The 26,441-nt window shown below is 53.3% G+C and carries 26 protein-coding genes and 7 pseudogenes; 20 read left to right on the top strand and 13 right to left on the bottom strand.

Annotated features, from left to right (window positions below):
- Positions 1-208 precede the first annotated feature (208 nt).
- The gene (locus tag J3P91_RS11750; RefSeq protein ID WP_434604284.1) at positions 209-1,033 is read right to left on the bottom strand and encodes a LysR family transcriptional regulator; all 825 of its coding nucleotides are present in this window, start codon (positions 1,031-1,033) and stop codon (positions 209-211) included.
- 144 nt (positions 1,034-1,177) lie between these two features.
- Between J3P91_RS11750 and J3P91_RS11745 the strand changes: the two are divergent.
- Positions 1,178-2,373 (top strand): annotated as a pseudogene (locus J3P91_RS11745) (MFS transporter).
- Between the two features lie 89 nt (positions 2,374-2,462).
- Positions 2,463-2,702 carry a WYL domain-containing protein gene (locus tag J3P91_RS11740; protein WP_434605090.1) on the top strand — a complete coding sequence of 80 codons (240 nt, stop codon included), beginning with the start codon at positions 2,463-2,465 and terminating at the stop codon, positions 2,700-2,702.
- 134 nt (positions 2,703-2,836) lie between these two features.
- On the opposite strand, the gene J3P91_RS11735 is transcribed toward J3P91_RS11740, so the two are convergent.
- Positions 2,837-3,121, bottom strand: coding sequence for a hypothetical protein (locus J3P91_RS11735; protein ID WP_434575620.1), 285 nt, complete (start codon positions 3,119-3,121; stop codon positions 2,837-2,839).
- 110 nt (positions 3,122-3,231) lie between these two features.
- Here J3P91_RS11735 and J3P91_RS11730 point away from each other — a divergent pair, with 110 nt between their 5' ends.
- Entirely contained in the window at positions 3,232-3,465 is a 234-nt protein-coding gene (locus J3P91_RS11730) for a hypothetical protein (RefSeq protein ID WP_434575618.1), read from the top strand.
- A 111-nt stretch (positions 3,466-3,576) separates the two neighbouring features.
- Positions 3,577-4,590 carry a chemotaxis protein CheB gene (locus J3P91_RS11725; RefSeq protein WP_434604282.1) on the top strand — a complete coding sequence of 338 codons (1,014 nt, stop codon included), beginning with the start codon at positions 3,577-3,579 and terminating at the stop codon, positions 4,588-4,590.
- Positions 4,591-4,621: 31 nt separating this feature from the next.
- Here J3P91_RS11725 and J3P91_RS11720 read toward each other — a convergent pair whose 3' ends face one another.
- A complete protein-coding gene (locus tag J3P91_RS11720) occupies positions 4,622-4,894 on the bottom strand; it encodes a hypothetical protein (RefSeq protein ID WP_434605088.1) in 273 nt (90 codons plus the stop codon).
- Positions 4,895-5,078: 184 nt separating this feature from the next.
- On the opposite strand from J3P91_RS11720, the gene J3P91_RS11715 reads away from it, so the two are divergent.
- From J3P91_RS11715 to tnpC (J3P91_RS11700), 4 genes and pseudogenes are all read left to right on the top strand, one after another.
- A complete protein-coding gene (locus tag J3P91_RS11715; protein WP_434604280.1) occupies positions 5,079-5,558 on the top strand; it encodes a GNAT family N-acetyltransferase in 480 nt (159 codons plus the stop codon).
- Between the two features lie 143 nt (positions 5,559-5,701).
- On the top strand, positions 5,702-6,034 hold the full coding sequence (gene tnpA, locus J3P91_RS11710) for an IS66-like element accessory protein TnpA (RefSeq protein WP_434604277.1): 333 nt from the start codon (positions 5,702-5,704) through the stop codon (positions 6,032-6,034).
- Entirely contained in the window at positions 6,031-6,366 is a 336-nt protein-coding gene (tnpB, locus tag J3P91_RS11705) for an IS66 family insertion sequence element accessory protein TnpB (protein WP_434604276.1), read from the top strand. The genes tnpA (J3P91_RS11710) and tnpB (J3P91_RS11705) overlap by 4 nt, the downstream gene beginning before the upstream one ends.
- A 62-nt stretch (positions 6,367-6,428) precedes the next feature.
- Positions 6,429-7,956, top strand: a pseudogene (tnpC, locus tag J3P91_RS11700) (IS66 family transposase).
- Positions 7,957-7,972: 16 nt separating this feature from the next.
- Here tnpC (J3P91_RS11700) and J3P91_RS11695 read toward each other — a convergent pair.
- From J3P91_RS11695 to J3P91_RS11685, 3 genes are all read right to left on the bottom strand, one after another.
- Positions 7,973-8,338 (bottom strand): hypothetical protein, encoded by a 366-nt coding sequence (locus J3P91_RS11695; RefSeq protein ID WP_434604274.1) that lies wholly within the window; start codon positions 8,336-8,338, stop codon positions 7,973-7,975.
- 671 nt (positions 8,339-9,009) lie between these two features.
- Positions 9,010-9,570, bottom strand: a complete 561-nt coding sequence (locus J3P91_RS11690; RefSeq protein WP_434604271.1) for a GGDEF domain-containing protein — start codon at positions 9,568-9,570, stop codon at positions 9,010-9,012.
- Positions 9,563-10,240 carry a hypothetical protein gene (locus J3P91_RS11685; RefSeq protein ID WP_434604269.1) on the bottom strand — a complete coding sequence of 226 codons (678 nt, stop codon included), beginning with the start codon at positions 10,238-10,240 and terminating at the stop codon, positions 9,563-9,565. The genes J3P91_RS11690 and J3P91_RS11685 overlap by 8 nt, the downstream gene beginning before the upstream one ends.
- An 834-nt stretch (positions 10,241-11,074) precedes the next feature.
- On the opposite strand from J3P91_RS11685, the pseudogene J3P91_RS11680 reads away from it, so the two are divergent.
- Positions 11,075-11,797 (top strand): annotated as a pseudogene (locus J3P91_RS11680) (PAS domain-containing protein); the annotation flags it as partial.
- A 63-nt stretch (positions 11,798-11,860) separates the two neighbouring features.
- Positions 11,861-12,385, top strand: a complete 525-nt coding sequence (locus J3P91_RS11675) for a methyl-accepting chemotaxis protein (protein WP_434605086.1) — start codon at positions 11,861-11,863, stop codon at positions 12,383-12,385.
- A gap of 637 nt (positions 12,386-13,022) precedes the next feature.
- On the opposite strand, the gene J3P91_RS11670 is transcribed toward J3P91_RS11675, so the two are convergent.
- On the bottom strand, positions 13,023-14,534 hold the full coding sequence (locus tag J3P91_RS11670; protein ID WP_434604267.1) for a sensor domain-containing diguanylate cyclase: 1,512 nt from the start codon (positions 14,532-14,534) through the stop codon (positions 13,023-13,025).
- Between the two features lie 337 nt (positions 14,535-14,871).
- Here J3P91_RS11670 and J3P91_RS11665 point away from each other — a divergent pair, with 337 nt between their 5' ends.
- The 5 genes and pseudogenes from J3P91_RS11665 to J3P91_RS11645 all read left to right on the top strand — a co-directional run bounded on the left by J3P91_RS11665 (position 14,872) and on the right by J3P91_RS11645 (position 19,218).
- On the top strand, positions 14,872-15,078 hold the full coding sequence (locus tag J3P91_RS11665; protein WP_434604264.1) for a hypothetical protein: 207 nt from the start codon (positions 14,872-14,874) through the stop codon (positions 15,076-15,078).
- 899 nt (positions 15,079-15,977) lie between these two features.
- A pseudogene (locus tag J3P91_RS11660) lies at positions 15,978-17,361 on the top strand (IS4 family transposase).
- 358 nt (positions 17,362-17,719) lie between these two features.
- Positions 17,720-17,968 (top strand): hypothetical protein, encoded by a 249-nt coding sequence (locus J3P91_RS11655; RefSeq protein WP_434604261.1) that lies wholly within the window; start codon positions 17,720-17,722, stop codon positions 17,966-17,968.
- 148 nt (positions 17,969-18,116) lie between these two features.
- Positions 18,117-18,695, top strand: a pseudogene (locus J3P91_RS11650) (transposase); the annotation flags it as partial.
- A 55-nt stretch (positions 18,696-18,750) separates the two neighbouring features.
- Entirely contained in the window at positions 18,751-19,218 is a 468-nt protein-coding gene (locus tag J3P91_RS11645) for a hypothetical protein (protein WP_434604258.1), read from the top strand.
- A gap of 589 nt (positions 19,219-19,807) precedes the next feature.
- On the opposite strand, the gene J3P91_RS11640 is transcribed toward J3P91_RS11645, so the two are convergent.
- From J3P91_RS11640 to J3P91_RS11630, 3 genes are all read right to left on the bottom strand, one after another.
- Positions 19,808-20,056 carry a hypothetical protein gene (locus J3P91_RS11640; RefSeq protein ID WP_434604256.1) on the bottom strand — a complete coding sequence of 83 codons (249 nt, stop codon included), beginning with the start codon at positions 20,054-20,056 and terminating at the stop codon, positions 19,808-19,810.
- 253 nt (positions 20,057-20,309) lie between these two features.
- Positions 20,310-21,017 (bottom strand): RES family NAD+ phosphorylase, encoded by a 708-nt coding sequence (locus tag J3P91_RS11635; protein ID WP_434604254.1) that lies wholly within the window; start codon positions 21,015-21,017, stop codon positions 20,310-20,312.
- Positions 21,010-21,681: a hypothetical protein gene (locus J3P91_RS11630; RefSeq protein WP_434604252.1), complete on the bottom strand. Its 672-nt coding sequence runs from the start codon at positions 21,679-21,681 to the stop codon at positions 21,010-21,012. Before J3P91_RS11630 ends, J3P91_RS11635 begins: the two co-directional genes overlap by 8 nt.
- 359 nt (positions 21,682-22,040) lie before the next feature.
- Between J3P91_RS11630 and tnpA (J3P91_RS11625) the strand changes: the two genes are divergently transcribed.
- From tnpA (J3P91_RS11625) to tnpB (J3P91_RS11615), 3 genes are read left to right on the top strand one after another with little or no spacing between them, the layout of a single operon-like run.
- Positions 22,041-22,313, top strand: coding sequence for an IS66-like element accessory protein TnpA (gene tnpA, locus J3P91_RS11625; protein ID WP_434604250.1), 273 nt, complete (start codon positions 22,041-22,043; stop codon positions 22,311-22,313).
- 55 nt (positions 22,314-22,368) lie between these two features.
- Positions 22,369-22,611, top strand: coding sequence for an IS66 family insertion sequence element accessory protein TnpB (gene tnpB / locus J3P91_RS11620; protein ID WP_434604248.1), 243 nt, complete (start codon positions 22,369-22,371; stop codon positions 22,609-22,611).
- Entirely contained in the window at positions 22,523-22,705 is a 183-nt protein-coding gene (gene tnpB / locus J3P91_RS11615; RefSeq protein WP_434604246.1) for an IS66 family insertion sequence element accessory protein TnpB, read from the top strand. Before tnpB (J3P91_RS11620) ends, tnpB (J3P91_RS11615) begins: the two co-directional genes overlap by 89 nt.
- On the opposite strand, the gene J3P91_RS11610 is transcribed toward tnpB (J3P91_RS11615), so the two are convergent.
- Positions 22,646-22,870 (bottom strand): hypothetical protein, encoded by a 225-nt coding sequence (locus tag J3P91_RS11610; protein WP_434605257.1) that lies wholly within the window; start codon positions 22,868-22,870, stop codon positions 22,646-22,648. The two genes, tnpB (J3P91_RS11615) and J3P91_RS11610, sit on opposite strands and share 60 nt — an antisense overlap.
- Between J3P91_RS11610 and tnpC (J3P91_RS11605) the strand changes: the two are divergent.
- Both tnpC (J3P91_RS11605) and J3P91_RS11600 read left to right on the top strand, forming a co-directional pair.
- A pseudogene (gene tnpC / locus J3P91_RS11605) lies at positions 22,769-24,291 on the top strand (IS66 family transposase). The gene J3P91_RS11610 and the pseudogene tnpC (J3P91_RS11605) sit on opposite strands and share 102 nt — an antisense overlap.
- Positions 24,292-24,345: 54 nt before the next feature.
- Positions 24,346-24,852, top strand: a complete 507-nt coding sequence (locus J3P91_RS11600) for a GNAT family N-acetyltransferase (RefSeq protein WP_434604244.1) — start codon at positions 24,346-24,348, stop codon at positions 24,850-24,852.
- A gap of 177 nt (positions 24,853-25,029) precedes the next feature.
- On the opposite strand, the pseudogene J3P91_RS11595 reads toward J3P91_RS11600, so the two are convergent.
- Together J3P91_RS11595 and J3P91_RS11590 are read right to left on the bottom strand one after the other, a co-directional pair.
- Positions 25,030-25,296, bottom strand: a pseudogene (locus J3P91_RS11595) (Arm DNA-binding domain-containing protein); the annotation flags it as partial.
- A gap of 718 nt (positions 25,297-26,014) precedes the next feature.
- Positions 26,015-26,311: a superoxide dismutase gene (locus tag J3P91_RS11590; protein WP_434604242.1), complete on the bottom strand. Its 297-nt coding sequence runs from the start codon at positions 26,309-26,311 to the stop codon at positions 26,015-26,017.
- Between the last annotated feature and the right edge of the window lie 130 nt (positions 26,312-26,441).

Here is a 26,441-nt window from a genome sequence, read left to right as displayed (position 1 = left end):
CCTTCTCGCAGACAAAACGGATTATAGGCAAATGATCGAGAGAAATCTGTGGCATTGGGCGGGACATGTGAGGGGGGAACCCGGCTTGAGATCCCACCACCATCCCAATTATCACGGTGCCTACTTTCGAGATCTCGATGGCAACAAGCTGTGCGTCTGCTGTCATGACTCGTTGCCGACTGGTTCGTGGCACCACGGGCAAAAGACTTTATAACCGTTGCGCCCGCCCTCCTACCGCCTGAGTCAAATTGGCCGTCAGTAAGTCCAATAAAACAGCGACCTTGGGCAGCGCCTCGCGGCTTTTTTTGCAGGCAAGATTGATCGCCATCCCATCAGTTGCCAACTGGGGCAGTACTTCAACTAATGTTCCTTCGTCCAATTGCCGTGGGACCAACCAGGACGGCAACTGGACGATACCGCAGCCCGCCAACACCGCAACCACCAAGCCCTCGCCATCGCCCACCACCGGCGTTGGAGCCACCTGCATCCTGGCCGTTTCGCCCCTGTGGCGCCCGGCGAAATTCCAAGGGCTGACATTTCCATCCCGCCATCCGTAGGCGATGCACCGGTGCTGTTCCAGATCAAGGTCCGTCAGGGGCGTGCCATGCCTGGCGAGATGCGCAGGTGATGCGCAGAAAATATGCCATTCGCTACCCAGGTACCGATGCCCCAACGTGTCCGGCCATACCTCTGCGCCGCCCAAACGGATAGCGATGTTCACATCTTCCTGAAGGTCGATCCGGCCCCTGCCACGGGGCTCGGCGTTTTCAGCCTGTAGCGACAGCTCGGCTTCTTCGAGGTCGGCAAGCACGCTTGTGCATGTGCGAAAAAGGGCCCCCCCTGCATCGGTCAGCGAAACACGTCGGGTCGTACGGTCGAACAGTCGGACGCCGAGCCGGCTTTCCAGGCGAGCAACGCTTTTACTGATGGCAGAACCCGTGAGGCTCATCCGTTCAGCAGCAGCCTTGAAGCTGCCGGATTCAGCGACGCAGACGAATACATTGATGCCCTTCAATCGTTCGGAGGAAAACATGGACATCCTTGATTCATGATCCTAATTCACTCAATGCAAGAAAAAACATCATAAATCAGAATTGAAATCCTCAGTAAGCTTGGCAGCCGCCTAATCACTGCGCAATAAACGCTGTGCATGAAATTCCGCTCGAATGAGGCAAGGATGCTCACCACCCTTAAACGCTATCCCACGTCAGTCAATTTGCTGCTTTCAGCGTCACTCATCTTGACGCTGGCCCGGGCAATCACGCTGCCCTATCTGGTCATCTACCTGTCGGACAGCTTTGGATTGAACGTCGCCGACATCGGGTGATAGGCAGCACATTGATCATCGGTTCCCTGTTGAGCCTCTACGGCGGCTTCCTGGTGGACAACATGCCCAGCCACCGACTCATCCTGGGATGCAGCGCACTGTTCACGGTGGGGTTTCTCGGGACGTTTCTGGCTCGCGAGCTCTGGCTGTTCTATGGTTGCCTGATACTGGTCAACCTGGCTTATGCCGTCATCGACATCGCGGTCAAGGCAAGGTTTGGCAGCGTGCTTGCAATCGCCGAGCGCAGCGAAGCGTTCGCAATCAAATACACGCTGACCAACATCGGTTATGCCGTTGGGCCGTTTCTGGGGGCGGGCATGGCCAAGCTGGACATCAGCTTGCCATTCCTGTTGTCCGGCATGCTGGGCGCCGGATTCTGCCTGGTCTATTTCGTCTGGGGCGACAGAGGCCTGACGGTCGTTGATGTGAGCTACAAACCTGTGCCTTTCCTGGCCGTAGGCAAGCTTCTGCTCCGGGATTACCGCTTAGTGTGCTTCACCCTCGGCGGTCTGCTCAGCGCGGTGGTCTTCGGCCAGTTCACGGCCTATCTCTCACAGTACCTGGTGGTCACGACATCAGCAGAGTTCACCTATCGCACCATCAGCGCCATTGTGACGACCAATGCGCTGATGGTGATCAGCCTGGAATACGCCATTGGCCGAAGAGTCTCTCAACATCATCTGAACCTGTGGCTGGCGGCGGGGCTGAGTCTGTTCATCCTTGGGTTGGCCGGCTTTGCCCTGGCCGATACCCTCGTGCTCTGGGTGATTGCCATGGCGGTGTTCACGCTCGGAGAGATCATCGTCCTCCCCGCTGAATACATGTTCATCGACAACATCGCGCCCGACCACTTGCGAGGCATGTACTACGCTGCGCAAAATCTTGGCAACCTCGGCGCCGCCTCCGGACCGGTGCTGTGTGGCCTGGTATTGGCGACGCAACCGCCTCACTGCATCTTCTACATGCTCGCCCTCTTCATTGTTGCCGGTGGCGTGTTTTATTTCCTGGGGGCTTGGAGGCTGGTCGACTCGCCGGCCAAGACGTAACGCACGGCTTGTCACTGGCCGGTAAATAACGACCGGACGGGGCGCTCAAGAGAGCAAGATTGGCGGAGCGTATTGTGCCCGTTGGCCTCATGCTGGGTCCTCTCCAGGGGAAAGACCATGACCGACACACAAACAGATGGTTGCTGCGGTGTGAATTGCCCGACACTCAGGAGCTGAGATTATTCCTGATGAGCAATGCCGCGGACGTCAAAGTCGTGTCGCCCGCCCCCCTTCGCTGTCATGTCCGCGAGCAACTCGAAACAGCGGTCCAGCCTGATGAACTCCTGCAACAGCCGTTCATCGGCGCGCCGAATCATCTGGCGTGGTAATCCTCGGGAAACTCCGGACGATAGGCGTCGTCTTCGAGCAACAGCCGCCAGGTTTTCAGTTCATTTTCAAGTAGGTTTCACTCACGGGCGGTTGTCCTTTAGAAGTTCGAGCCAGTGGTCCCACCCCGGATAAACTAGGGTGGCGCCATGTGGTAAGCAAGGCTCAGCTCACTTACGCAAGAAGATCTTGCTTGATGAAGTTGCGCACCGGCCAGGTGCGTTTCCTCCTGTTCCAGGGTATGGCCGAAGCGCTTGGCAATCAGTGGATGGCCCCCCTTCTGAACCAGTTGGATCAGCAACTCCCAAGCGGCGTTGTCCTCTAGCTCGATGGTCGGGATCGCGCTCATCGATTGGGACACGATCATGCGTGGGGCGGTCAATACTTGCAGCACGCCCACGACCTTGACGCCCGCCGCCATCCGAATTCATTTGCACCAAGCAAAAATTGCGTCCATAAACGTAAGCTCCAAAAAACTAAAAGGCGCTCCTCTCTTTCCATTTAAAGACCGGATGACACGCGAGGACGATCATGAGAAATAACGCCATTATTTCCGCTTGGCATGAAGCCACCGACCGCACAAACGAGCTGTTTCGAGAGGCTGATCGTCTCAACGCGATCGCTTATGAACTGCTAACCCATGCCACAGATTCGCCTGAAGCCATGATCGCGTTTCAAAACGCGCGCGCAGCAGCTGATGCGAAATGCCTTGAAGGCAAAAAAGCCTGGGACCAGGCGAGGGCCGTATTTCGGAAGAAACACTGATCGCTAGTCGCGCGTCAATCGAACGCTCACCCATTTGTTAGGAGCTAAACCTTTGATCATGGTGCGGCTCGTAATCTTGCGTTTCGCTTTTAGAGAGGGAGGTGTGTATCTATGCAACTCGATAGCCACTGTCGGAATATTATCGTTATTGGGGCTTCCGCCGGTGGAGTCGAAGCATTAAGGAGTCTATTTCGCTCCTTACCCTCTGACTTGCCAGCGGCTTTTTTGGTAGTGCTACATATTCCTCCGCACTCGCCGAGTGAGCTAGGCAGGATACTTGCTCGTGAAACCAGCATGAAGGTCATTTCGGTCCAAGCCAATCAACCGCTCAAAACCTCAACCGTCTACGTCGCCAGCGCTGATCACCATCTGCTTGTGACGAAGGAGGGGGTCCGCCTTACTCGCGGACCGAAGGAATGCAGAGTTCGTCCGGCTATCGATGTACTCTTTCGCTCAGCGTCGGTGGCTTATGACTCCAGGGTGATCGGAGTGATACTGACCGGAGCGCTGGACGACGGAACAGCGGGACTTTGGGCGATAAAGGACAAAAACGGTACGGCACTCGTGCAGGATCCTTCTGAAGCTACTTATGATTCCATGCCCCGTAGTGCAATAGAGCACGTCGAAACAGACTTTGTAGGCACGCTCACTGAGCTGGCGAATCAGATAGCAACGCGGGTTAGATTGCCGATCAAGCAACTGGCCACAAGGCCCTTAAACGAGCGCCATCTGATCGAGACGAGCATCAGTGAAAATGGCAACGGCTTGGAAGCTGGCGTCATGAGTATAGGGAATATTTCGAGCTATACATGCCCCGATTGTCATGGAGTTTTGGTGCAGATAGAAGAAGGATCGATTGTCAGGTTTCGCTGCCATACGGGCCATGCGTTTTCGATCAAGACCCTAATCGCTGAAGTTAACGCCGCGATTGATACCGGGCTCTGGGACGCGCTCAGGGCGGTTGAAGAAAGAATTATGCTGCTTCGTCAAATGGGCGACCTGGCAGAAGCGCAAGGTTCTAAGAAAGATGCCGAGCGTTCCCGTTCCCAAGCCAAGGACGCAGAAAACCGTTTGAAGCCGCTCCGCGAGCTTGTACTAGACCCAGACTTTTTTCGCACCACGTGAGTGACGCAATCAATCAGCACCCTCAGGGGGATCAGCGACGATTGCTCCTAGCTGATCGCTGCCCACCAGAGCGACTCCCTAGAACTGTCGTAGCCGATCGCATCTGTAATCGCCTTTGCACTGTGCCAGGTTTCCATAGCCAATACCTGCAACGCGAAGCCTCGCGCAACCTCATCCGGACACTAAGTAATACGCTCTGAGCGATGCCCAGCACCCCGCCGTGATTAGCTTGTATACCAAAGTGACCGGAAAAGACCTCTTTCAGTATATAGAGAGCACTGGTACCGATATCGCCGGAGACCACGCCGACGCCAGCAATGACCAAGCCGAAGCCGGATGTTTTATATGCGTCCGGCCAACACACCGTAAGCGTCCGGCCAACTCACCTTGCTGACCCCGACGCCAGAGGCAATGGTGTCCACCTAATTTGGTCTGCACCCCAAAAGTTGGACGATTACCCTCACGGACAAACGATACTAAGGACAGATATGCGAATTCGAGCAACAAGCGAGAACGACTGGATGCTACTCAAGCGCGTCAGGCTTGCCGCGCTTCTGGATACGCCAACAGCCTTTGGCGTCAGTTACAAGACTGCTGCTGACTATGACTGCGACCAGTGGAAACAAAGAGCCTCATCTACGGGAACCGAGTTCTGGCTGGCGTTCGAGGAAGGCAGGCCTGTCGGGATGGTCGGTGCCGCAGTCAGTGAGTCAGAGCGCTTCAATTTGATTGGGATGTGGGTTGAGCCCGCAGCTCGGGGGTCTGGCATCGCAAAAGAACTGGTGGATATCGTAAAGGCTCGATCCATTGAGAGTGGTTTTGACAGCGTTTTTCTGGATGTCTCTCCTGAAAACGTTAGAGCCTCAAGCTTCTATTTGAAACAGGGGTTTGTCTTCCTGGATGAATGGGAGCCATTGGAAAGTCATCCGCATATTACTGTTCAGACTATGGTGTGGACGAGGCAGTGACCTCACCCTAAAAGGGTTGCAACTAGGCCATCGCAATGTGACTTCCCAGGACGCTTACAACACACCTTCCTGACCCTGACGCCAAAGGCGATGGTGTCCACCTTTAAGTGGACACCATTTCTAGCCTTTTAAGCGGGTCTTTCATGCAGCCACAACGCCGTTCTTACTCCAAGTCCTTCAAGGCCCAGGTCATTCAAGACTGTTCCCAGCCCGGGGCCTCGATTGCCAGCGTTGCGCTGAGCCACAGCCTCAACGCGAACCTCGTCCATAAACGGATTCGAGTGCAAACGCAGAAAGCCATGGCACTGCAATCTGCTTTCATTCCGCTGCCCTTGCAGTTAGCCGGAGCAAATTCGCAAGCCGCGTCATCGACTATCTGCCTCGAAATCCCACTCCCGCGCGGCACCATGAAAGTGAACTGGCCGACCGAAAGCGCCGATGCCTGTGCCATCTTTCTGCGAGATCTGCTGCGATGATCCGCATCGACTCCATCTGGCTCGCCACCGAGCCCATGGACATGCGCGCTGGTACTGAGACCGCACTGGCCAGGGTGATTGCGGTCTTCGGTGCGGCGAAGCCGCACTGCGCTTATTTGTTTGCCAATCGCCGGGCCAATCGCATGAAAGTGCTGGTACACGATGGGATTGGTGTTTGGTTGGCCGCACGTCGCTTGAACCAGGGCAAGTTTCACTGGCCAAGCCTTCGACAAGGCAGCGAAATGCAGTTGGATACCGAACAACTTCAGGCCTTAGTGCTCGGGCTACCTTGGCAACGTGTTGGAGCCGGCGGTGCAATTACGCTGCTTTAAAAAACTGTAATTAGCGTCTTGGCTGACTGTCGCAAGTGGCCTGCTTTGGTAAAATCCACGGCATGACGTCCTCGCCCAATCTCGACCAAATGACTCCCGACCAACTGCGTGCATTCGCTGCGCAGTTGCTGTCGCAAGTCGAGACCATGGGCAAGAAGATCAACCGCGATCAAACGGTGATCGAGAAGCTGACCCACGAGATCGCACAGCTCAAGCGTTTGAAGTTTGCCAAGCGCAGCGAGCAGATGAATCCTGAGCAGGCCAGCCTGCTGGATGACCTGATCGATACCGATATCGCGGCGATTGAGGCCGAGCTTCAAGCCTTGCAAATAGCGCCAGCAGCGACCGAGAAAAAGCAAAAGCCCAAGCGCGCGGCATTGCCGTCAGAGTTCCCACGCACGCTGATCCACCACGAACCGGACAACACCCACTGCCCATGCGGCTGCGCACTCAAGCGCATCGGTGAAGATGTCAGCGAAAAGCTGGACTACACGCCGGGCGTGTTTACCGTTGAACGCCATATTCGTGGCAAGTGGGTTTGCGATGACTGCGAAACGCTGATCCAGGCACCCGTACCGGCGTAGGTCATCGACAAGGGCATCCCGACTGCCGGATTACTTGCCCACGTCATGACCGCGAAGTTCGCTTATCATCTTCCGCTTTACCGTCAGGAATCGATTTTTGGTCGCGCCGGCTTGGCGATTCCACGCTCGACTTTGGCTCAATGGGTGGGCGTTACGGGCCTGCAGTTGCAGCCCCTGGTCGATGCCCTGCGTGACGTAGTGATCGGGCAGCAGGTCGTGCACGCGGATGAAACACCCGTACAAATGCTTGCTCCTGGCTCGAAGAAAACCCACCGTTGTTATGTTTGGGCTTACGCCACCAGCCAATTCTGCGAAACAGCCGCTGTCGTCTACGTCTTCAGCCCCAGCCGCGCTGGTGAGCATGCTCGCAACTTCCTGCAAGGCTGGAAAGGTAAGTTGGTCTGCGATGATTTTGGCGGCTACAAAAGCCAGTTTCGAACTTGGTGTTACCGAAATCGGCTGCATGGCCCATGCGCGACGCAAGTTCTTCGAACTGCACACCACGAACAAAAGCCAGCTCGCCGAGCAGGCCCTGCGTTATATCCAGTTGCTATACGAAATCGAGAGCGAACTACGCGATCTGGAGCCGGATTTACGATGCCGAATACGGCAAGAAAAAGCCGTACCCGTGATGGATAGGCTGCATGCCTGGATGATCGCCCAGCGTGATGTTGTGCCCAAAGGTTCGGCTATCAGCAGAGCACTCGATTACAGCCTGAAACGCTGGGCAGCGCTGTCACGCTACCTCGATGACGGGGCCGTACCCATTGATAATAATTGGGCAGAGAATCAGATCCGACCATGGGCTCTTGGCCGCAAGAACCGGCTCTTCGCCGGATCGCTACGCAGCGGAAAACGGGCTGCGGCGCTCATGAGCTTGATCCAGTCGGCACGGCTCAACGGGCATGATCCGTATGCCTATTTAAAGGACGTCCTCACGCGCCTGCCGACGCAGCAGGCCAGTGAGATTTCCGAGTTGCTACCGCACAGATGGACGCGAGCGTAATCAAAAAGCTTAACCGCTACGCGGCAAGCTCAACGTAGCTAGACTCCCCACCTCCAGTCGCGCCCGACAACCAACCCCATACGAACAACAGAGTGGTACGTCCTGCGTGATCAACGCCTACCGTGCCACGAGACCAGCCAGCAAGAATTTCACCATCCGTAGTTAAGCAATGATAAAGAAGCTCAATGGTATCGGGGCTAGTCACGCGTCCGACTTGATGACCCATGCGGATCCGGCCACCTTGGTAAGTACCCCAAATGGAATCTTCTTCGACACGGTAGTGAAATACTGTGCCGGCACCGGATAGCCCGTGGGCGTTACCCGCTACCGTAAATCGGCGATTGTTCAAACGCTCCCTGATTTGAGCAAGGGGGTTTTCCATAAAATGTCGTGTCCTTTTAGTCGAGATATTCCATTACAGTCTTCGATGATCTTAAGGCATTTTCTCGTGCCTGAAGAGTGGTCTGCTTGCCCACCCCGGAGCCGCAACTCACGACGATAAAAAGCAAGATGTGTTCACCGCCCGCTTACGTATCTCAGGTAGGCGCCGCATCAGGAATGTCTTGCCCCGAATGCGGGGGCGCACTGTGGGAGATAGGGGCTTCGCCACCGCGGTATCGTTGCCATACCGGTCATAGCTACACCGCTGCAGCGCTGTTCCAATCCCAGAACAAGACAATGGAAGATGCTCTTTGGGTGGCCATACGAGCGCTTCATGAAAAGCAAACGCTGCTGGACCAGCTGGCGGAGCGCAGCAAATGCAACGGGCGCAGCAAGGCGGTGGACGAATACGAGCTTGCGAGAGAGGAGCTTAATTCACACAGCGCCGTTCTACGGGAGCTAATCGCGAACCTACGCTGACTGAATGTCGTCATTGTAGGGAAGCTCCTATCACAAGACATCGATTTGGACGATTAACTGCTGGACGCTGTGGATTAAGCCTGGCAGATAGGTGCGCATTAAAATCTGGCTCACGATGCCACGGTATTTTTGGAATCAATCGTCGAACGCGAAGTACTATTACCTTAGACCTTTACAGCTCAGTCTCGCTGGCTAAGGCATTTTTATATCCTGCGGACTCATGAAACTGCGCTTGGGATTTGCAACCCGCTTAGCTCCATACAACGCTTCATCGGCCTTACCCAATGCGTCAGCGAGGTCGCCCTCGGTCCACAGCGCTCCCCCGATGCTACAGCCTACCCTGATCACCTCGCCTGCTAGCTGGACCGGTTCCGCGAGCTTTATAATGATGCGTTGAGCTGCGCTCTGCACGTTTACCAGTGATTCGCCCGCCCTCAACCGCAGCAGCACGAACTCGTCACCGCCGTGGCGTACCGCAATGTCGCCATCGCGCACGGTTGCTAAGAGCCGTAGCCCAACAGCATGAAGCAGGGCATCCCCAACGGCATGTCCAAAACGATCGTTCACTGGTTTGAAACCATCCAGATCCAGGCATAACACGCCAAAAGCAGGACGCTGACCAGGCTCACTTTCTATATTCTTGACGTAGTTTTCCAACGCGGCGCGATTAGGCAAACCTGTCACCATATCGCGATAGGCTACCCCCTTAATGAGCGCCAATTGCCCCTTCTTTTGCGTCAGGCTTTCAACCAAGTGTCGAAATGACCATGCTCAGCTTCTCTACTTCAATACTCCCCTTCACCAGCGGAATGTCTACATCGGCCCCTTCGGAGAGAAGCGTAGCAGCCTCAGCTATTCGGTTTAGCGGTCCAGTGATGACACTAGCCACAAACCATCCAATCACAGCGATGGACAACATGCTCCCCCAAAGCAGTATTTCTGCGCGGAGTCCGTTTGCCTCAGCAAAGGCGACTTCTGCCGGCTGACGCGTTAAAACAGTCCAGCCCAAACCAGGGTAACCATCAAGTCCTTTGCTTTCAGCCGATCCCACCACATAGGTTTTTCCATCCTGCCATTTATTCACCGACCATCGGGTCTGACTGTTATGAGCTATGCCGGCCTCACTTGGCTTGCCGATCAGGTGCTTGGGGCCGAGCAGGACAGTCCCGTCTTTGCTAACAACCAGAAACTCTAAACCCGGAAGGCTATTTTTCAGAGGCTCGAACATGGTTCGGCCTATTTCTGCGGGCCATTGCCAGGAAAGGTGGGTGGCCAGTACGCCGATAAAGCGTCCGGCTTTATCCTGTACCGGCATGCTGATATCGACAAATTTCATTGGTTCCCCCGAAGGGTTGGGCAAAAGCTTTGCAAGCATTACCGCTTCGTGTACGTCGCCGACAAACGTCTTGTCCTGCCCTTCCATAAAGACTGGCCGATGCGCAATGCAACATAAGGGAGTCTCTGAGTTAATAAGCGCTGTACGCTCCTGGGGCCGCCAGTATTACTGGTGGCAGAGCCCAGCTACACTGTACGAGCACGACGCGGCTTCGACGTCGCCATATACTATCGTCACCTTCTAATATTGCACGTCTTCAATTCCATACCGTGTGCGATAGGCCGTGTTGCTGCCAACGAAATCCGCATAGCCAGAAACTCGCCCATTAGCATTTGATTTGGCTAAAGTATGAAGGCCTGATCGAATCGCTCCGCCTGTGGGGCACGATTAAGATGCTCGCGTAATCTTCAAAAGGCTTAATGGTTTGCTAACCGAAACAAAAGCGAAGGATCATTCCGATTGTGTGGCCATTCCAGAAACCCACAAACCTCTGCATTAAAGTTCCGACCGTCAATTTCAGTGATTCTTGCGTTCGGCTGCCAATCGCAAAAACCGGACTGTCGCATCGAAGCACCTTGATATTTCTACCGCCTCGCTGAGTTTGAATAGAAATTAATCGCAAATACAGGATAGAACGGGCTGGGGATTAAACGCTCAGGCCAGCCTTTAACCTCTGAGCACAAGCGGATGCCTGGACTCTCTGAGAAATTGTTCAGCCAAAGGCGACCAAACCCACTGGCTCAGCCTCGTTGAGTATTGCCTGTCACACCCGGGACAGACGTTATTGGTAGCCGTCTATCCACTCATCGGAAAATTTCCTCAGTCTCCCTTGTATTTGTCCCCCCACGGCTAGCCTCAGTCAAGCTAGCGTCGCAGAGGCCGATACCTTGGAAACGACCGGCGAATCCTCAGGAGCCTGAAATGTTTAACAATCATCTAAAGCAAGAATTGCAAGAAGCAAAGCAACATCTAGCAGTACTTCAACAGCTACTCACCGGTTTGACTGAAGAGACATTAACTCTCACACTTGATGAAAATTTTAACATCATGGACGCAAATTCAAAATTTCTAAAGGCGCTGGGGTATGAAAGCTCCTCTATCAAACGCCCTTTAAGAGAGATTGTCCCCGGTTATGTTGTGAACTTACCTTGCTACCGAAATTTACGTGAGGCGGTGGACAAGGGGCACTCGGTCAGCGATAATTATCGTTACCTGCACGCCGACGGAAGCTTGGTATGGTTATGGGGATTATGGCAACCGGTAAAAAATGATGCCGGCAAGTTAATAAGCATCAAATTTTTCGGTAGAGATATAACAGATTCAATGAACCTCGCCCGAGAGAACGAAGCCTTTATAAAGGCGCTTTCGCGATCTACCGCAATAATTGAATTTGACCCCAACGGCATAATCCTCACGGCGAATGAGTCCTTTCTTCGAGCAGTGGGTTACACCCTAGATCAGATTAAAGGTAAACATCACCGAATATTCTGCGGGCACGATGAAGCGTCGTCACCGGCCTACGCCGCATTTTGGGAGACTCTCAATAAGGGCGAGTTTGTCGCCGGACGATTTAAGCGGGTTGATAGTCACGGGCGCACAATATGGCTCGAAGCTTCCTACAACCCAGTTTATGATGAGCAAAACAAGTTATATAAATTCGTTAAGTTTGCCACTGTCATCACGGAACAAGTAGATAGAGAGTCCGAAGTGAACGAAGCGGCAAGTATCGCTTACGAAGTCTCTCAAAACACGGATTCTACCGCTCAAGAAGGCGCGTCGGTTGTCCGGGAAACGGTTGATATTATGCGCCGTATATCGGTGGAGATGCAGTCCGCATCCCTGAGCATTGAGGACTTGGGTAAGCAATCGCATCTGATCAGCTCAATGGTGCAGACAATAGGCAGCATCGCTCAACAAACCAATCTTCTAGCGCTGAATGCAGCAATTGAAGCAGCCAGGGCCGGTGAGCAAGGACGTGGCTTTGCGGTGGTCGCGGATGAGGTACGGCAGTTGGCGGGGCGCACCAGTGCTGCTACGGAGGAAATTGTTGGCGTTGTGAGCAGAAATCAAGATTTAGTAAATAAAGCCGTGCAGGATATGGCCGGTGGCAAGCAACAAGCAGAGCAGGGCTTAGCGCTTGCCAACCAAGCTGGCTCAGTGATTGTGCAAATTCAAGAGGGAGCGAAGCAAGTCGTCAGTGCAGTAGAACGATTTGCAAACCAACTAAAATGAGCGCCTTGGTAATTCAAGAGCCTAGATTCAGGAGGCCGCAACCTACTTAGTGTAAGTTTTTCCAAATCGAACGGATGGCATTCCCATATAGGCCGATCTTAACAATCAAGCCAGCGGCAATCGGAGCCGTAAGGAGAAAATACCACCTCCGTTTCCCTTGGCGTCGGCTACTAGGAGACGGAAGAGCAGCCTAAACTACGTGCGCCACTGAAATGCCTAGCGGAGATTTAAACCGGGCAATTAGTAGGCAAGGCGCTGCTAACCGTGCCTTGCAGCTGCAGCAAAGATTGGAGCGGGCCAACGTCGAGCCCGTACGATGGCATAGGTTGAGCGAGCCAGAGCGCAGGACAAGCAGTTGGGCACACCGAAGGTAATCGACGATGCGGCGATTGTTGCTTAGCCGATAGGTAAAGAGGCCAGCACCACGGATGCTGACAAAACACTGGACCTGACGACAGCATTCAAGAGCGTTAGCAGAATGGTCGAGGAAAAAACGGAAGCTGAACGCAACCAAGGGCCGGGGTCGCATTATTTTTAAAAGGCGTTTACCCAGATGATCTCAGACCCAACGCAATTCCTACAGGAGACCTAGAGTATGAACTCTCTACTCACTGCTGTGCGTCCCCTTATTAATCTCTCAAGCAATATTTTTATTTAGCGGACTGACAGGGGCAGCGGCCACCGTGTTCCGCCCGGCGCGCTTAGCGCTATAGAGAGCATCATCCGCCCGCACGACGAGTTGACCAGGACTATCTCCACTAGGCAGAGCAGAACTAACACCTAAACTTATCGTGACCTGGATCGTCCCACGTTCCGTACCGATACTGGTGTTCTCTACAGCTAAACGTAATTTCTCGGCCACGTTGAGGGCCTCCTTACTATCCGTATGGGGCAATATGACACCAAACTCCTCGCCACCGAGACGACCAAACACGTCGTGTCCCCGGAGCACGTTACTACAAACACGCGCTATTTGTTTCAGCACGACATCACCAACCGGATGGCCGTATGTGTCGTTCACTTTCTTGAAATGATCAAGGTCAAACCATATTAAACTGAGCTCTGTATTGTGTCGTTTTGCACGGTTGAATTCTACGGTAAGCGCCTCGTAAAAATCTCCCCTGCTCCTTGCCCCTGTTAAAAGATCGACGCTAACGAGATGCTGGAGAGCCTGATGCGCTTGCTTAAGGGCAGCGGCATTTCCTAAATGCTGTTTGGTGGCAAAAAAAACAAACACAACAAAGGCAACCAGAAGCGCTGAACTTATCCCCGCACTGTAAACTAAAAAATCCCTGCGCTCAGCATAGGGGGCGAGGTAATCTGCTGGCGAAAGTTCAACCATTACAATTAACTCTGTTTGTTTCAACCTGCGATACGCAACCAAACTATCCATAGCAGTAAATGCGCTCGCCTCCCGGATGACCCCCTCCCTAGGATTCGAGCCGTAAAAATATAGCTTATCCTTTGGAAGAACTAACCCTTCCAATTTTACATTCAAAAGATTCTTCGACGCAGCAGCCCGAGGTACTCTATCCAATCCGACCAGTGCTATAAGACCATTCTGACCGATGTTTATTTTCTCATAAAAATCCGTGAAGAATTTTATGGGAATTGACAGAACGATAACCCCGGCGAATCCATTCAGAGACAGTATTGGTCTGGTGAATTGTATAGACCAAACACCAGAAATCTTGCCAAGCACCGGCTTACTAATAAAAAGCTTATCTTGAGAAGGGTTATTCCGGTGCACCTGAAAATGCTCACGGGAGCTTAGATTTATTTCTTCAGATATGGGACCCAACGAGGAGTATACCAGTTGTCCATCCGCTCTTATTATTGCGACCTGCGCAAACATGTCCCCATAGACTTCCAGCTCCTCCTTAACTACCTCATCTAGCCCTTCAGGATCCTCTAGGACGTCTTCACGTATATCTAGGAGCAAAGCGTCAGCATAACGAACCACGCTCTGAACGTGCTCTTCAAATGCTATTGTTAAATTCGAGGCATCGTTGCCAGCCGCTTGTTCCACCATGGCTAGCTCGTGATCAAGCCATGTATCAAGAGCCACCCACATAGGAACCACTGTAACCAGCAGAGCCGATACAGCGATCAAAGCTGCCTTAGTCGTCGCAACGCGATGTCTTAACAATTCCCTCTCCAAGTGTGGCGCGGTTGGCGTTCGCTAGCGACGCAGGAGCTGTGATTATATGAACGCTAGCTGAGCCTAACCCTGCCAACTGAAGGCCAAATGATATCACTACGCAGTGAAACAAGTCGATTCGACTTCCGTAGCATTATGCTGGGTGGTGTGCGGCTCGTCACTTAATGCTAGACCGACCAGCGCTATGCGTCCGCTTTTTTTGTTCGGCTACCCCAACGAAACCAGGGACGCTCGGCTCACCGCCCTAGTTCGTTGCGATCCGCTTCTTCAATATCATCAGAAATGCGTCGGTAGCTGCGCCCCGCTCACCTTCGGCGGAGCTGCTATGCTCAGTTTCTCCCAATTGGAGCTAACGCCGATGCCCAATGAATATTCCCTATCAGGCTTGCTGGAACGAATGAACGAGAATCAGCTCGGGCTAAAGTCCGCCATTATGGAGCTCACGTTACAAGCGGAAAAGCAAGGGCTTGTAGACGCTGCCAACAACGTCCGTGGCGCTTTATGGAATATCGGAGAAAATGCCGGACAGTAAGCAAGAGCTGGCAAAACTAGGGGCCAAAAATTAGATGGCGGCCTAAGTGATGAATGCCAAGCTGGCCGACAACACTAAGTTCCGACCACCTGAAACAGCCTAAGTGTCAATTTATAATGTAATGGACGACGCTTGCTGAAAGCATAAAAAACCAATCTAGCGACCCCCCCTATAACTGCGAAGCTCGAATAAGCACGTAACCAATGAAGCACCGACAATCACACTTAACTCTATAGAATTATCAGGTAAAATTTACTTAAGCTCAATTCGACCTTTTTAGTCTTTTCGCCCTGCATCTATTAGAAAACAACCTCCTTTCTTCTTGTATTGATCTACTTCCACCCAGTCATGCTTGCATACTACACACTGAAAAGCTGAACGTTTTTCCATATCACTGACAGTTACCCGGGCCCACTCTGACTGACGAGCGCTTAGGTTAGTCACACTACGTTGCTCAGTACTTACGCCTATCACCGTATCGATTGATACTCATGCAGCGAACTGCATGCTTACCAAAACTAACGCATTGTTTGGGTACGAACATTCCCCAGATATACCAAGCAAGCAGCCCGACTGCGCCAAGTCCCGATGGCCAAAGCGCTGCAAAACCGTCCGGGTTAAAGTAAATCGAAGCAACATTAGTGGCAATACCCGCGAGCGACAGCCAAAAACATGAGCACGGCTGCTCTATCTACCGTTACTCAGGCTGATCTCTATAAGTAGCAACTAATATAACCCCCGCCCCCCATTCGCCTGGACTACAAGGAAATTAGAGTTAGGGTTAAATCGCTTACTTAACGGCTAACTAGCTGATACGCCTGCAAAAAATGAAAAAAGGCTGGCCTTGGTCTACGGTGATAGTTGCGAACACACACCGATCAAGCAAGGACACAGCCCGAGTGAATCGTAGACGCCAAATCGTCCGTCATCAACAGCACCGTATACGCCAGCACGCCACGAACAGCAATGCTCATGCTTTCTTCAAGCTGCTCACCGATCCAGAGCTATTGCGGGGTGTCGAGTCGTCGATACCCAAGCATCGCCAGCGGCTATTCGCCCCGACCGAAACACTGTCCCTGTTTTTGTCCCAGGCGATGAGCGCCGATCGCTCCTGCCAGAATGCCGTGAATGATTTGTCTATCAAACGCTCCTGCGAAGGGTTGAAACCCAACAGCATTCATACCGGTGCTTACTGCAAAGCCAGAGCGCGGCTGCCGGTGGAGATGGTTTCAACCTTGTTGCGCTCCACGGGGTCATTGATGAGCAACCGGGCTCCGTCATCGTGGCGTTGGAAAGGGCGACCTGTGCGCCTCGTGGATGGCACTACAGTTACCCTGCCGGATACGCCGGCCAACCAAGAGGCCTATCCGCAATCTCGTGGGCAGAAAGCCGGACTGAGCTTTCCCATCTGCCGGGTGGTGGGAATTGTTTGCCTCGCCAGCGGTGCTGTTTTGGATGCCTCGTTGGGACGTTTCCGCGGTAAAGGAGATGATGAGCAGACGCTGCTCAGGACCATGCTCGATACTCTGGAACGAGGTGACATTGTGCTGGGCGATGCCTACTACGCAACCTACTTTTTGTTGTGTGAATTGCAACATCGAGGCGTGGACGGGGTGTTCGAACAATATGGCGCTCGACGGCGTAGCACGGACTTTCAGTTGGGAAAGCCCTTGGGGTCGGAAGATCATTTGGTTGAGTTGAAAAAGCCCAAGGCAAAGCCGTCCTGGATGAGTCAGGCCTATTACGACGAGGCACCTGAAACGCTGACAGTACGTGAGTTGAAGGCCGGTGGGAAAATCCTGGTCACTACTTTGAATTGCCCACAGCAGGTGCCAAAAGCGCCCTCAAATCACTGTTCAAGGACCGATGGCATGTGGAATTGGATCCGCGCAACCTCAAGACTACCCTGGGGCTTGAGGTACTGAGCTGCAAGACACCGGGCATGGCCGTCAAAGAGTTGTGGGTCTACTTGCTGGCCCACAACCTGATACGGATGCTCATGACGAAATCAGCTCTGCTAGCCGACTGTCTGCCTCGCGAACTGAGCTTCAAGCATTGCCTTCAGCTGTGCCTGGCGTTGAGGCAGTATGGGGCTCAAGAGCAAAGGATCGGCTGCTGAATTTGCTTGAGCTGATTGCTCAGAAACGGGTCGGTCAACGTCCTGGCAGGATTGAGCCGCGCGCTATAAAACGAAGGCCCAAGCCTTACCCCACGCTGATGAAAACACGTCGATCAGCAAGGGCCGAGGTCAGGAAGAATGGACACCCAAAGAAGGTTAAGTAAGTGCCATTCGAGTTAGGGTTATTTTTTACCGCATGAATTAAGAGAAAGGAGATGGCAGAACCGGGTTTATGCCACCTCTGCCAAGCAAGCTGCTAATTACTCTTTCTTCCCTGAATCGCTCCATACCTTCCATCGAATGAGCTCCCGTGAGTGCAAGTGGGTGGAAGCAACACAGCGGTGAACCCACCGAAGATGGGACTAGGCTCAGCCAGCTGCATCCCGAAAAAAGCCATATCCTCCGGCCGTCCGTTTGCTTGATTTGGGGGCAAAATTAGGCTCATCAGATGAAAAGCGGTATGCGATACTTCCAAGCAGGATTCTAAAGGGAATGGCTGCCCATCCTAGGTGGAGTACTCCGATGAGCACCAATGATGATTTCCGCTTCAGAGCGCATAGGCATTTGTTGGATGTCGATGCAGCAACGAATCATCTCATGATGCTAGTGACAGCAGGAGAGGTTTCGGGCGTTCGCTGGGCCGAAGCGGCAGCGCGTCACCAACTCGCTTGTGATGCATGGGCCGCCCTACTAGCTAGCAGCGTTCAGGTTGATCCGATGCCAGCGTTCGATGGAAGGCCGACCGGATCCCAAATGCCAATGAGCGATTAGAATCGTAAAGGAGGTTGTGAACCCCTTCCCGCAATGAACTACGGTCAACTCGACTCGGCCTACTCTGACCATCTGCGTTGCAAACCATGACGTCGTACGCTTGTGTTTAGCCTTAACCTCTTCGAGCTCCGCGCCCAGCGAAGAGGGTCTGGGTTTTGAAGGTGCCATTCCAGCCGACACTGGCCGACCTGCTTACAATCCCTCGGTCTTGTTGAAGATCTACATCTACGGATCTCAACCGCATCCAGTCAAGCCGACGCCTGGAGCGGGAAGCTCAACGCAACGTCGAGCTGATGTGGTTGACCGGGCATTTGATGCCGGATTTCAAGACCATCGCCAACTTCCGAAAAGACAACAGCAAGGCCATTCGAGGCGTCTGTCGCCAGTTCGTTGTGCTCTGTCAGCAGTTGGGACTGTTCGGAGAACATCTGGTCGCCATCGATGGCAGTAAATTCAAAGCAGTCAACAACCGCGACCGCAATTTCACCAGCGCCAAACTGAAGCGGCGAACGGAAGAAATTGAATCGAGCATCAACCGTTACCTGACAGCACTCGATGCCGCCGATGGCAAGAGCCAACAGCCTCCGAGCCCAGCACCGTGCGGCTGGAGGAGAAAATTGCCAAGCTGAAGACGCAAATGAAAGAGCTTAAAGCGATCGAAATCCAGCTCAACGAATCGCCGGATAAACAGGCCTCACTGACCGATCCAGACGCCCGCTCCATGATCAGATGGTAGAGAAGCGGTATCTGCCGATAGCCGAAATAATAAAATCATTGCAAGCATGATTAATAGCCACACATCAAAAATATTTGGCTTTAATAGTTCCAACCGACTAGAGGTTACCGGAGACAACAACCCTTCTGGAGGCTCAAAATATTATAGCGCTAGGCTGGAACAAGCAATCGCGAGCAAGAACTCCGTATACATTAAGCTTGCTGATTCATTGTATAGCGCCCAAGAGGGAAGAGATGTTAGTATTTCAGATTATGGAGGCGCTGCAACTACTTCATTTGGCGTCGGATCTGCCCATCTTGTCGTTGTCGGCAAAGAAATAACAAGTTGTGGAGCACAAGATGGAGGAAGCGTAAACCCAGATCAAGGAGGCGCATTAATGCACGAGATGGTTGGGCATGCGATTCCAAGAATGGTTGGCTCCGACACAGGCAATGCAGTTTCCAATGAGAACAAAGTCAGAGCCGAGATAAAGAAAGAGCCTTTAAGGGCTCAAGATCTTGGCCACAGGGAGTGAAATATGAATATCTAAAATTATATCAGTCAGTACAGCCTTTGCAGCAATGAGCTTTATGACGAGCTCTGCTTTTTGCTTGGAGCTAAAGAAAATGTCGCTTGAGGATAAAGTTTCCTCATCGGATCTCGTATTCATTAGATTTGTCACTAAATCTCAAAAAAAAACCAGGATTTTGGCTACGACTTAGCCATTACTCAGCCGATAGAGGTGCTAAAAAGCAACCCCTCGGATAACATCAAAATCGCATACAATGGAACGATCCCTGAAGCCCAACCCAACTGTTGCGAGGCCGGAAAATCTTATCTTTTCTTTGTATCAAAAAACCCGAAAGGTGATTATTACCCAGTAAATGGTCGTTATGGCGTCTACCCATTGAGTGTTGCAAAACCAAGGAAATAACCACGCTCGTAAAGCGAGCGTCTCTGCACTGGCGTTCGCTTTGCATAGCATTAATTTACATATTATTGCAGTTTCTATCGTGTCCCCTAAAGAAATATCAACAATACAGAGTTAGCGTCTCCGTCCGCCCTACACTCTTTCCCGCCCCCCCCCGCGGCGACGTCGTTAAGATACAGCGCTCAACCTCTCGCTATGAAAGGTGGCGCACCTTGATAATCCTGCCCGAAGCTACCTTATGCTTGGGCTTGGCCATCCGAATAACCGTGTGCAGGCCATCGGCCGTTGTTTCAACGAGCATGCCATCCCTGACTTCCATCACACTGAGTCCGGCCGCCAACGTATTGATATAGGCCGCCTTAATCGCGCCTTTCGCCATGGCTGGAATTTTCTCTTCCAGCCGGCTCACCAGTTCATCATTTAACATCGGGTTGACGTCCATAACGAGCTCCGCATTTCTAGGCCAGCACGGAACCAGCCACCGTTGTTGCTGCGCTCTGTGGCAGGCACCTCCCCTTCCTTGGGATATACGCGAAACGAGTCTGGCGATAGACACTACGTGAAACTTGTACGGAAATTACCATTAATACCCCCATTGAAAAACTCGCCGTTTCCGGCAAGATCTAATGACTGAGGGAATGGCAATTCCAGCCTCAGAGAGCGGATTCCAGGGGCCACTGTTCGGTCATTTTGACTCAGCTTTTTCCCGCGATGATAACGACCCCAATCCGCTCTGCCAGATTGAGCACCGTGTCGAATATAGTCGAGTCGCCGGTCAAGCTGCGTGACGCCCCCTGCGGATGGAGTGCGCCGTCAGGAATCCGGTCACCAAAGAGCACCACCGCACGTGCCAAATCATCTTGTCGCGACACCCAAGACAGCCCTTGGGCATCTGGACACTGACGGTGGATTGCCTCGGCCCATTTGCGCGTCGCAGGGTATTGATCTTTTTCAGTGTCGATCAGTTGTTTGCGAGTGATGCCCAGTTTCCGCAGGGGCACGCTGGACAGATCAACCAGGTGCAGCGGTTGGCTAACCTGGACGGCAGAATGCACCTGTCGAGTCAGCTTGCCTTTGTCGAAGCTCTTAAACCCAGCCGTATGGGGAACGTCGTGGAAGACGGTCTCCATCAAGGCGCAATCGACTGTCGTGCCTCCATACAAGGTGGGAATCGCCCGCCCCTGATCATCCTGGATCGGGCTGAAGCGTGCGTTGCCGTGCACACCAGGATTGAATTGATCAGGCTGATACGTATCCTGGTGCACACGATGAAGTACATCGCCTTTGGCGATCACGGTAAAAGTGACGTGCAACGTAGCCGCAGGCGCTGGGGTAACGGACGCCGCCAAATCCGTGGGAGGCGTCGCCCTACCCTCACTGGTCTCGGTACGCTGCTTAGCCATGGACAATGCCCTGGATCTCATCCAGTGCGGCAGCAATCACCCGATCAGGCGCCGACGCCAGCAAGTCCTGGGGCCTTTTGCCGCCCAGAAAACTGTTATCTGAGCGGAACCAGTAAGCCATACCCCAGCCGTCCTTGTGGCCAGCGAAAGCCTCAATGACTTTGGCTAATGCCTTGAACGGCCGATAGCCCGCATCCGGATCCAAGCCGTAACCCGGGAAATAATCGACCCCACCGTGACTGATGGCAAAGATCTGCCCCTGCTTTTTCCATTTGTTGGGCTGGGCACTCGGGTTTCGTGTACTCAACTGTGCAACCTGGGCGATATCCGCGGCGGTCAGCCAGTCACCGCTTTCCAACACCGCTTTGCGGGCTTGGACCAGCATTGCCGCTTCCTTGAGCAGGCGAGGCGAAGGCGGCTTACGTGTCACAAACACCTCGGCCAGTCGCTCGAGCGACTTAGGGTCCTGACGCTCCTGCAGCACCTCATACATTGAGGAGGCCACGTTGGCGAAGTTTTCCGCCAAGGCCTCAAATACGCTGAGGTTGACCTGATCAAAAGACACGACCAGCACTCGGTCCGCATGCGAGCGGCTTAAGCTAGCCCGAGCCTCCTTAGGCGTACCGACCAAGGTGGAGACGCCCGACTGCTCTGTAACGCTCATGGAAATCTCCTCACCAGTTATCTACGCTATCTAATCCTAGCATAGTCTTGATAACCCTAGCTCCAGCCTAAGCTCCATTCATCTGAATGCATAGGTAGATTTGAGTGGAGCACGCCATGCCGTCGATCAGCACGGTGGCTCTGGGACTGAAAGTCTAAGGGTTACGATCTTAGCTTTCAGGTGTGCGGGCGAGCTAAAGATGAGCAACAGACTGAAAGAGGTGGCAACCCAGTTCAGCACTGCTTGAATTCCCAGCGTAAGCGTCCGGCCAAGTCATCTACCCAGCCCCGCAAAGCCAGGACATGGTGTGCACTTAAATTTAAGTGGGCACCAGTTCTAGCCTTTTAAGCGGGTATTTCATGCAGCCAAAACGCCGTTCCTATTCCAAGTCCTTCAAAGCCCAGGTCATTCAAGAGTGTGCCCAGCCCGGCGCTTCGATTGCCAGCATCGCGCTCAGCCATAGCCTCAATGCAAACCTCGTCCACAAATGGATTCGCCTGCAAACGCAGAACAGCACGGCGCTGCAACCTGCATTTATTCCATTACCCATGCCGTTGGCCGAAGCAGGTTCGCATGCAGCGTCATCGAATATCTGCGTTGAGATCGAGCACCCACGCGGCACGTTAAAATAAACTGGCCAACTGGAAGTGCTGCTGTCTGCGCGACCTTTCTTCGAGACCTGTTGCGATGATCCGCATCGACGCCATCTGGCTCGCCACCGAGCCCATGGATATGCGTGCTGGTACCGAGACCGCGCTGGCCAGAGTCATTACGGCATTTGGTGCGGCGAAGCCGCACTGCGCTTATCTATTTGCCAATCGACGGGCCAATCGGATTGAAAGTGCTGGTTCACGACGGGATTGGTGTTTGGTTGGTGGCACGCCGGTTGAACCAGGGCAAGTTTCAATGGCCAGGTATTCGACAAGGTAGCGAGCTGGAACTGGATACCGAGCAACTTCAGGCCTTAATACTTGGTTTGCCGTGGCAGCGCGTGGGCGCTGGTGGCGCAATCACGATCCTTTAAAAAGGTGGTAATTAACGTCTCGGTCTGCTGCCGTAGGCGGTCTGCTTTGGTAAAATCCACCGCATGACTTCCTTGCCCAACCTCGACCAAATGCCCCCCGACCAACTGCGCGCCCTCGCTGCGCAGTTGATGTCGAAGGTCGACACCATGGGCAGGAAGATCCATCGCAAACCATCATCGAACAGCTGACTCACGAGATCGCGATCCTCAAGCGGCACAGGTTTGCCAAGCGCAGCGAGCAGATCAGCCCTGAGCAAGGCAGCTTGCTCGACGATCTGCTTAACACTGATCTTGAGGCTATCGACGATGAGCTGACGGCACTCCAGCCGGCTCCCGCTCCAGAAGTGGTGCGCCAAAAACCAAAGCGTGCACCGCTGCCACCGCAGTTTCCACGCACCGTCATTCATCACGAACCAAAAAACACTCAGTGCACTTGCGGTTGCAAGCTTCAGCGCATCGGCGAGGACGTCAGCGAGAAGCTGGATTACACGCCTAGCGTGTTCACCGTCGAGCAACATGTACGTGGAAAATGGGCCTGCCGTCAGTGCGAAACACTTATCCAGGCGCCGGTACCGGCCCAAGTGATCAACAAGGGCATTCCGACTGCAGGTCTGCTGGCTCATGTGATGGTGGCGAAGTTCGCTGATCATTTGCCACTGCATAGGCAGGAGAAAATCTTCGGGCGCGCCGGTTTGGCGATACCGCGCTCCACACTGGCTCAATGGGGTGGGCAAACCGGTGTACAGCTTCAGCCGCTGGTTGATGCCTTGCGAGAAGCTGTTCTGGCGCAGCAGGTTGTCCACGCCGATGAGACGCCGGTGCAGATGCTTGCGCCCGGACAGAAGAAAACGCACCGCGCTTATGTCTGGGCTTACTGCACCACACCGTTTTCGGTGCTCAAGGCTGTGGTCTATGACTTCAGTCCGAGCCGTGCCGGTGAGCATGCGCGTAACTTCCTCGGCTCGTGGAAGGGCAAGCTGGTGTGCGATGACTTTGCTGGCTACAAAGCTGGTTTCGAAAAAGGCATGACCGAAATCGGCTGCATTGCTCACGCCCGTCGCAAGTTTTTCGATCTGCACGTGGCAAATAAAAGCCAGCTGGCTGAACAGGCGCTGCACTCGATCGGCGGCTTGTACGAAGTTGAACGCCAAGCGCGAGACATGAGTGACGAGGATCGCTGGCGAATACGGCAAGAAAAAGCAGCACCATTGGCGAAAGCACTGCACGAGTGGATGTTGACCCAGCGCGATCTTGTGCCCAACGGATCAGCGACGGCCCAAACCTTGGATTACAGCCTTAAACGCTGGGTAGCGCTGACGCGCTACCTTGATGACGGAGCTGTGCCAATCGACAATAATCCGGTCGAGAATCAGATCCGGCCGTGGGCACTTGGGCGTTCGAACTGGTTGTTTGCGGGATCGGTACGCAGCGGCAAACGGGCGGCGGCGATCATGAGCTTGACCCAGTCTGCGCGCATGAATGGGCATGATCCGTATGTATATCTCAAAGATGTCCTGACGCGCCTGCCGACGCAACAGGCGAGCGAAATTGAGCTACTGCTGCCGCATCATTGGGTAGCTGGCTGAGTCATTTGAGGTAAGAGGAATACTCATCCAGCGATCTTAATGAGAGAAGAAAGCATGCATAGCTACCAACTCCGGCTTAGTGGCATAGATGATGTGGCAGATTTATGCCGTATCTCGGCTCAAGCACGTCTGCGTTACAAGGCCATTCCAAATCTCGCCCATATTGCTGAAACACCCGCACTGCCCCCAGCGAGATTTGAAGCCTGTCGGGTCGTAGTGGCGCTCGATAGCGAAAGCCAGAAAATAATGGGCTTTGCGGCAATGCGGCCACTGGACGGGCATTTATATTTAGACAATATTTCCGTCGACCCGGATGCTTCAGGGAGTGGGATTGGGGCAAGGCTTCTCACGGCAGTTATAGAGCATGCTGAAAGCATTGGGGTTCAAGCAGTGACCTTAACAACTTTTCATGAGCCTCCTTGGAATGGCCCTTGGTTCCGCAAACACGGCTTCCGTACGATGCCCAGTGAACACATAGCTGAGGGCTTGAAACAGGTTATGGATCGTCAATGGCTGACCTTGGACGCCACAACTCGTGAAACATTGTGGCGTGTCCTATGATTGCTGGATCAACAAGAAAATTGGGCATTACCACCTAACCTAGGGTGTCTTTGCCATTCGCTTACTTCCCAGCGGCCCACGACGTCAGATCGGGGGGGCCCGCCCCTACCCCCTAGAGCTGAAGATCTGCATCACATCGTCCTAAGAAGGTATTTTCTCGGCAAACAGTTTGGCATTGCGCTCAAGGCGTCGCTGATCGCGGGGATCGATACCCTTCGCGACCAGCGCCCTGGCGATATCACACAGCGCGCGAGCATCGCGTAGATCTATTTCAGGATAAGTACCGAGCGAAATACGAGGCTGTTTGCCCGCCCAAGAAAAACGGAAGTGCCAGCTCTTGGTGCCTTTCGTATTCACGAAAAGTGCGAGGCCATCAAAGTCAGGAAGGGTATAGTTTTTGGCGCGAGGTTTGGCGTGTCGAACCGCCGTATTGGTAAGGACCATCGTACTAACTCCCTCATATGAAATGAAGGTGTGTTGTACAGTTTTCAGAGTACTAAGCTGCTCAAAAAACTGATTTACCAAGCGTCGAATTGATGTACAAAAAATGTACTAAAAAATTGCGGCTGTTGATGTATCAAAGTGGACTTTACTGGAACGAAAAAAGAGGCCAAAGCCTCTTTTTTTGTCTTCTAAATACTTCAATGGAAGTCTATAGAAAATAATTGGAGCGGGAAACGAGACTCGTATCTGGCATCCGACTCGTTGAAATCTAAAGGGTTTCTTTTCTTTCCGAAGCAAGAAAAGACTTGATTCTGGACTTGTTTCTGAAGGGTATCAAGGACCATTAAAGGAGATATGCCATGCTATGTCATTTTATTCGGCCCATAGCCACTCGGACGGGAAGCCCCCTTGGACGTACTGTTCGAAAAGCTGCCCATTCCGTAAGCACCAGACGGAGCCGGGAAATACATCAAGTCAGCACCAAGCACCGCAATGAGGCCCGTCACAGCTTGGTCGACCGTGACGGACGTTGGCACGGTGATTTGGGCCCCCTGACCATTGTGCTCCAATTCCCACCGATAAACCCGATCATCTCCAAGACGGTTGCTGATGCACCGGTGATTCAACAGGTCATCCGAATGTTCGGGCGTTTCGAACCGCTCCAGATAACTCGGCACCGCCGCGACAACCCAGCAAATATCGGCCTAGAATCGCCCGCTCACCATGTCCTCCGGGACGGTACCACCGTAACGGCACATAGCGCGAACAGCGCTTGCCAGTTGGTGAAGGGACCGAGCGGAATAACCTCCCAATCAATGAGGCCTGCCTTGGCGACTTCGACAGATTCGGCTTCGGCGATGATCGCGACACCGGGACGATCCTGCCGGAAATAGATATCCCGAATAATGTCGCCCTTGTACATCTGCCAGGTGTGGCGCACTTCGTCCGCCATGTGCGGTGCATATTTTTCCATCGTGGCGCCGGGCTGCGGGACGTCTAGGCAAAGCAATTTCATGGTCTTGCTCCTGGATTGGATTTGAGGCGAAATGGCTTATACAGAATTGAATCGACGGGCAGTCTGGGCGACCCGTTTGCCTGAGATCAACTTCATATAGCTCCCCTGTTCTTTGGCCATACGCGAGTAT

Source organism: Pseudomonas sp. Z4-7, assembly GCF_051131965.1.
Taxonomy (GTDB): Bacteria; Pseudomonadota; Gammaproteobacteria; order Pseudomonadales; family Pseudomonadaceae; genus Aquipseudomonas.
The sequence above is the reverse complement of the archived record's forward strand: the minus strand, read 5'-3'. Positions and strand labels throughout refer to the sequence as shown.